Source organism: Pseudanabaena biceps PCC 7429 (genome assembly GCF_000332215.1).
In the GTDB taxonomy this organism is placed as follows: domain Bacteria; phylum Cyanobacteriota; class Cyanobacteriia; order Pseudanabaenales; family Pseudanabaenaceae; genus Pseudanabaena; species Pseudanabaena biceps.
Window position 1 is genome coordinate 1 of sequence record NZ_ALWB01000279.1, and the last position, 5,970, is coordinate 5,970.

A 5,970-nucleotide genomic window follows, 5' to 3' on the forward strand; every position below is an offset into this window, starting at 1 on the left:
CGGCGCACGCGCAGCGTGCGCCGCAGGTTTTAGATCTGGATTATGTTTAATTAAGCCCACTTACTTACCACCATAATCCAATCAGGGCTAGATTAGCTTCCCTATAGCTTTCAATCTCTGTCGGTTGACCTTGGTACTGACTGGCGAGACGTTCCCTGAGAAACTCCAATTCAATATTATTTTGCGCGATCGCCTTCGCTAGCTTGTCTTTAATTGGTTTGAGAACTAGGCGAATCTGCATCGCCCGAATCGAGTCGGGGGCACGATCTTCGACAAGGACGTGACTTTGTAATAGATCGATGGATTTGAGATTTTGTTGAGTGGCGATCGCAATGATTTCTTTACTTACTTCATCGACAAATTGCCGATTGACATATTTGAGAACCACAGGCTCTAGGAGAAACATTACTTCGCCTTGCTCCGAGACCTTTTCGATCAGCGATCGCCAACGCAGGGACTCTAACGCATCGATTAATTCAGAACCAGAGGCTCGTAAATTCATTTCCGATCGCAGCGATGAAAGCGATACTGGACGATGCTTGATGGCTAGCCAATACAGCACATCTTTTTCCAACTGAGAGAGCCGTTCAAACTGTTGATAGAGAAGAGTGCGCAATACATCCCCAAGAGCTAGAGCCGTTTGTTTGAGAAACTCTGAAACATTCCCATTAAATAATTCTTGAATCGTGCCCGAGACAATCCGTAAGGCGGATGGATTGCCGCGATATTGCTGCACTAGCGCCTCTAGCCCATTCTCCGTTCCCGTAAATCCCCTTGCTCGGAGCAATTCAAAAGCACCTTGTCTCTGCAATCCATTCACCTTGTAATAGCGAATCGGCTGATCTTCCCCTTGGTGCATCGAGATTTCCTTAGGCTGTTCGCGTCCGATTAGGATTAAGGAACTTTGATGGCGTTCTGAACCTACCCGCTGCAAGAGTTCCGCATGGTCTTCGCAACCTTGACGATAGGCTCCCACTAGCTCGCCATCCTGTAATGTCGCTTCAAAGTCATCCAGCACAACTAAACAACGTTTCTGACGCAAAACCTCTAATAGATCAGAAGTACTACAACCAGTATGCTGAGAATGATCGAGAAATTGTAATAGATCGGCGATTAATTGTGCCGTGGGCTGGGCGCTGCGTAGCGATCGCCAAATAAAACAATCAAACTGCGATTGAATATTCTCAACCAACTTTACGGCTAGGGCTGTCTTACCAATACCACCCATCCCACAAATGGCAAGTAAATGGCAGCGATCGCGGACGATCCACTTCTCTAACTTGGCGATTTCGTCTACTCGTCCGTAAAATGTCTGAATATTAGGAGCCTCACCCCAATCGGCTAAATTTGCCGCAGGAATAGTTTGGGTGTTGCTGGGACTATGTAAGCGCCGATCGCTCTGACGCTGCGCAGTTTTATAACCCTTAGCTTCCAACCATTCAGGAACCTTTTCCCAACGCAAAGTATTAACTGGTTGATCAGCGATCGCCTCTAGCGATCGATATAGCCCCTTATTTAATTCCACCCGCAAAGCCCCCGAAGTCCAAGTCAGCTTAAAAGCAAGCTGCCCTGGACGATAACGACAAAGCAACCCCCGTAGACAAGCTTTTTCCACAGGCTTGATCTCTTTGCCACTAGCAGTTTGTAAATCGGCATATAGGCGATTTAAGTCCCAACTTTGTGCCGCTTCTGGGAACAGCCCTTCAATGTGCTCATTGTCAGATAACATGACAGAATATGGCAGCGATCGATCGCATAGATGTGTGTCTTGGCTATCGATTGTTTATCGATTTATCTGAATCGTAACAAAAAAAAGGTAATCCCTAGACATAATGCTTAAAGTGGCGGATAGTTTCCAGCTAAGATCCGTATAAAATCGTAGATATAGCATTGTCAAAAGAGTACCTACTCCCCTAAAAACTAAAGATAATCTCAGCTAGTCCCAGTTAGTTTTTTAGTTTTCATTTTGTCTACAGTAAAATGAAAACTACCAAGTAGCTAGGTGCAATTAAATACAAAACCCCAAAAACTAAGGCTCAGGCTACGCGCCTGCACTATAGATTTCAACTCTGGGTTTTAATTATGTCTAGCCACTTATATCAATATACGTAAATGTCATTTACAAGTGTAGTTTTAATATGTTAAGTAAGCTGCAACAACTAGGAACAGTGGTTGATGGGCGCTATGCCAGCGATACTGAATTAGAGTTCATGGATTCCTATATTTCTTCTTTCGATACGAGGGTTGAGGCTTATCGTTCGATCAAAGCCGCAGAATTTGAGATTGTCAATTTAGTGTTGGCAAAGCTACAAACTTCCTATCCTAAATTGCTATTTCCAAAAGGGGAAGATCTTCAAAATAAATGGAAACAGGACACATTACGGGTACTGCGCCATTCCGCGATGACGGTTTTACTGGACGATCCAGAGCTGTTGCGACAACAGTTTTTATACTGGTTTCAAACGATCATGCAGGCTTTCGGTGCACAGGAAGCCTGTAATATCACCTATCTGGTCATGCAGGACGTGGTTAGGGATCTTTTGCCCAAAGATGTTGCCGCGCTCCTCTGTCCTATTTTGGAGATAAATCGCAATTTACTGGGATCTCAGTTAAAAACTAATTAAAAAATGTTAATAGCATCATTGATCATGTCTTTGATGTTTTTTTCGGTTGTTATACAATAAGTTTGCAAAAATTGAAGCCTGAATGTGAGGAGTGAGAGCTTAACTAGCTCGTTTGTTATGGGGAAAATTAATTTTGGGTCTTGGCAAATCCGCCTTCGCCTCCTCGTCTTAACATTCTTAGGGCTAGCGATCGCATTAACGATTAATTTCCCTTTTTGGGTTGCTGCGCAGACTCCTTCTGGTAATACTGCGAGCAACAGCATCGAGCAATCAACGCAGTCCCCCACGCAAGCCCCGCCCCCCATTAGACCTGTTAATGGTAATGAATTACGCGGTATCTGGTTAACTAACGTTGATAGCGATGTTTTGTTATCCAAGCAAGGGCTGCATAAAGCTATCAAAAGATTAAAGCGTCTCAATTTTAATACTCTCTATCCCACAGTTTGGAACGGTGGATACACCCTGTACCCCAGTCAAGTAGCTAAAAATAGTTTTGGAGTAGAAATAGAGCCTTTACCTGAGTTGCAAAGTCGAGATATGCTCGCCGAGGCGATTGAATTCGGACATGAACAGAATTTTGCTGTAATTCCTTGGTTTGAGTATGGACTAATGACCGAAGAGGGGTCAGAGTTAATGCGCCAACATCCTGAATGGGCAACCCGTCGTCGAGATGGCTCTCAGGTTTTTGTTCATGGAGAAAAAGAGCAGCATCGTTTGGTTTGGCTCAATCCCACCCGACCCGAAGTTCAAAAACTCCTGATTGATTTGATTGTGGAAGTAGTTAGTAAGTACGATATAGATGGCATTCAACTGGACGATCATTTTGGAATGCCTGCTGAACTTGGCTATGATGACTACACGATCGCTTTATATAAAAAAGATCATTTCGGCAGGCTACCGCCAGAGGATTTCAAAGATCCTGAATGGATGAGTTGGCGATCGAGATTCTTAACCACTCTAATGCGGAAGATCTCTAAGGCAGTTAGGGCGATTAAACCCAACTGTCTCATTTCCCTATCCCCCAACCCTAAAGACTTTTCCTATATTAAATATCTCCAAGATTGGTATAGCTGGGTTTATTTAGGATATGTCGATGAGTTGATCGTGCAAGTATATCGCGATGATATTGACAACTTTAAAAGGGAATTAGAACGTCCAGAATTACAAGAGATTCGCCATAAGATCCCCGTAGCAGTGGGTATTTTAACTGGTTTAAGAATCCAAAATGTCGATATGCGCCAAATCAAAGGACAGGTAAAACTAGCGCGTGAACTAACTCTCGATGGTTTCTCCTTCTTCTTTTACGAAACCCTAGGCAATCGCGATGCCTCCTTTGAGACCCTCTTTTTAACACCTGCACCCCGTCCAGACTTAAGAAATATTGCTTCCGTTGGCAGCTAAGGCATAGCGCCCCTTCCCACCTCTAACAATTAGTGGTGAGCGGCTTAGCCGCTCACCACTAATTCTTGGGCTTTTACTTTTGGGCTTTGAGAAAGGGTTTGCGTAGCAAACCCTTTCTCAAAGCCCGTTTCAAATTATCCCGAACTCACGTTATTTAAAAAAGTTTGTACTTTCTCCGTGAATAACTGCGGATAATCCCAATGAATATTATGACCGCAGTCAGCGATAACTTCTAACTGGGCAAGATTGGTACTTTGTGTCATTTGTCGAGCGATCTGCAAGAACTTAGAATCTAGTTCGCCAACTAGCAGCAGTAATGGGATCTGATTGGTCGGTAGCTTTTCCCACAATGAGGGTTGCATCCCCGTGCTGAGATTGCGTAGAGATTTGGCGAGTTGCGTGGGCGAGTTATGCAATCGTTGCTCAAGCATCCGCTCAAAATTGGGATGCGATCGCAGATGAGCAAAAATAGGTTGTTGATACCATTTTTCTAGAAACGCTTTAAAATCCTCAGTTTCCAGTTTGGCGGCGAGTTGTCGATCCCTAGATAGGCGATCGCTCCTTTCTTCGATCGCACTCAAGCCAGCGGATGCGGATTCGAGGACAACTCTAGAGAAATACTGTGGAAAATGGAGCGCAAGATATAGAGCTAATCTTCCTCCCATGGAATAACCAACCAAGAAGCAGCGATCTATACGAAGTAAATCCAAAAATTTGATGACAAAATTAGCGGTGGATTGTATTGTGTAGTTGTCATCTCGATCCTTTTGGCGATCGATAACTTCTGTATTACCATGCCCTAACAAATCGATCGCTACACAATAATATCGTTTTGATAAGACTGACATCGTTTGCGTAAATTCAAAGCGATCGCCCATAAATCCATGCAAAAACAAGATTGGTGGATTGTGGGAATCCCCTTCTGCATAGTAGCTAAAAAAATAATTATCGATTTGTATTTTTAATTCCATCCTTGAAAACCCATTACTTGAAACCCATTGCTTAATCCCATTACTTCAATCCCATCACCAAAACATCTAAGCAAGATTATGAAAGATCAGGAAATTTTGAAAGAGATTGAGAATGCCAAAGCTTTTAAAGCCACATCTCTTTATCTTAGCGACCTCCAAATGACCACAGTTCCTGAAGAGATTGGCAAATTGACCAATTTAGTTTGGCTCTACCTCAGCGAGAATGAATTAACATCTCTCCCAGATGCGATCGCCAATTTGCGACAACTAACTTGGCTCTATCTAGAATCTAATCACTTGAGCACAATTCCCAATGCAGTTTTGTATCTCAAAAATCTCACGGTTCTCAACTTAGCCGAAAACCGCATTACGCAACTGCCGCCGAATCTAGGTAAATTGTCGCAGCTCGCCAGATTTAGCCTAAATAACAATTGCTTAAAAAGCTTGCCTGCGGAGATTGGCTCGCTCAAGTTTTTAACATGGTTAGATGTTAGCGAAAATGAACTTGAAAGCCTACCTTTAGAAATTGCCTATCTAAACAATTTGATTGAGTTGGATTTACGGAAAAATAATTTAACAACTTTACCAAGTGAAATTAGCTACTTGACAAATCTTACCGATCTTTACCTCGGTCATAATAAATTGACCTGTATTCCCCCTGCGATCGGTAAGCTCGAAAATATTACCGAATTGGATTTATCCTACAATCAGCTTACATCTCTGCCTCCCGAAATTATGAACCTTAAAAAGCTGGAAAGACTTGATTTAAGGGGTAATGCGATCGATGTATCTTCCCTGAGCGACTTAAAAAACGGCATGATCTTAATCTAATACCAAAACTAAAAAAAGCTACGCCATTTTTAGTTTTTCAAACCCTTATTAACGTCAGTTCGGGTTAAGCTGGCAAATTTTAAAAGCCCAAAATTAAAAGCCTTGCGTAGCAAGGCTTTTAATTCTGGGCTGTGAGAAAGGGT

5 protein-coding genes are annotated in these 5,970 nt (G+C 42.8%); 3 read left to right on the plus strand and 2 right to left on the minus strand.

From position 1 onward, the window contains the following. Positions 1-64 precede the first annotated feature (64 nt). A complete protein-coding gene (locus PSE7429_RS20665; RefSeq protein ID WP_009629304.1) occupies positions 65-1,729 on the minus strand; it encodes an NB-ARC domain-containing protein in 1,665 nt (554 codons plus the stop codon). A 409-nt stretch (positions 1,730-2,138) separates the two neighbouring features. Here PSE7429_RS20665 and PSE7429_RS20670 point away from each other — a divergent pair, with 409 nt between their 5' ends. Then, a complete protein-coding gene (locus PSE7429_RS20670; protein WP_009629305.1) occupies positions 2,139-2,624 on the plus strand; it encodes a globin family protein in 486 nt (161 codons plus the stop codon). A 117-nt stretch (positions 2,625-2,741) separates the two neighbouring features. Beyond that, positions 2,742-4,025, plus strand: a complete 1,284-nt coding sequence (locus PSE7429_RS20675) for a glycoside hydrolase family 10 protein (RefSeq protein ID WP_009629306.1) — start codon at positions 2,742-2,744, stop codon at positions 4,023-4,025. A 134-nt stretch (positions 4,026-4,159) separates the two neighbouring features. Here the strand turns inward: PSE7429_RS20675 and menH are convergent, their stop codons facing one another. Further along, the gene (gene menH, locus PSE7429_RS20680) at positions 4,160-4,996 is read right to left on the minus strand and encodes a 2-succinyl-6-hydroxy-2,4-cyclohexadiene-1-carboxylate synthase (RefSeq protein ID WP_009629307.1); all 837 of its coding nucleotides are present in this window, start codon (positions 4,994-4,996) and stop codon (positions 4,160-4,162) included. A 78-nt stretch (positions 4,997-5,074) separates the two neighbouring features. Between menH and PSE7429_RS20685 the strand changes: the two genes are divergently transcribed. Then, positions 5,075-5,827: a leucine-rich repeat domain-containing protein gene (locus PSE7429_RS20685; RefSeq protein ID WP_009629308.1), complete on the plus strand. Its 753-nt coding sequence runs from the start codon at positions 5,075-5,077 to the stop codon at positions 5,825-5,827. Positions 5,828-5,970: the final 143 nt, after the last annotated feature.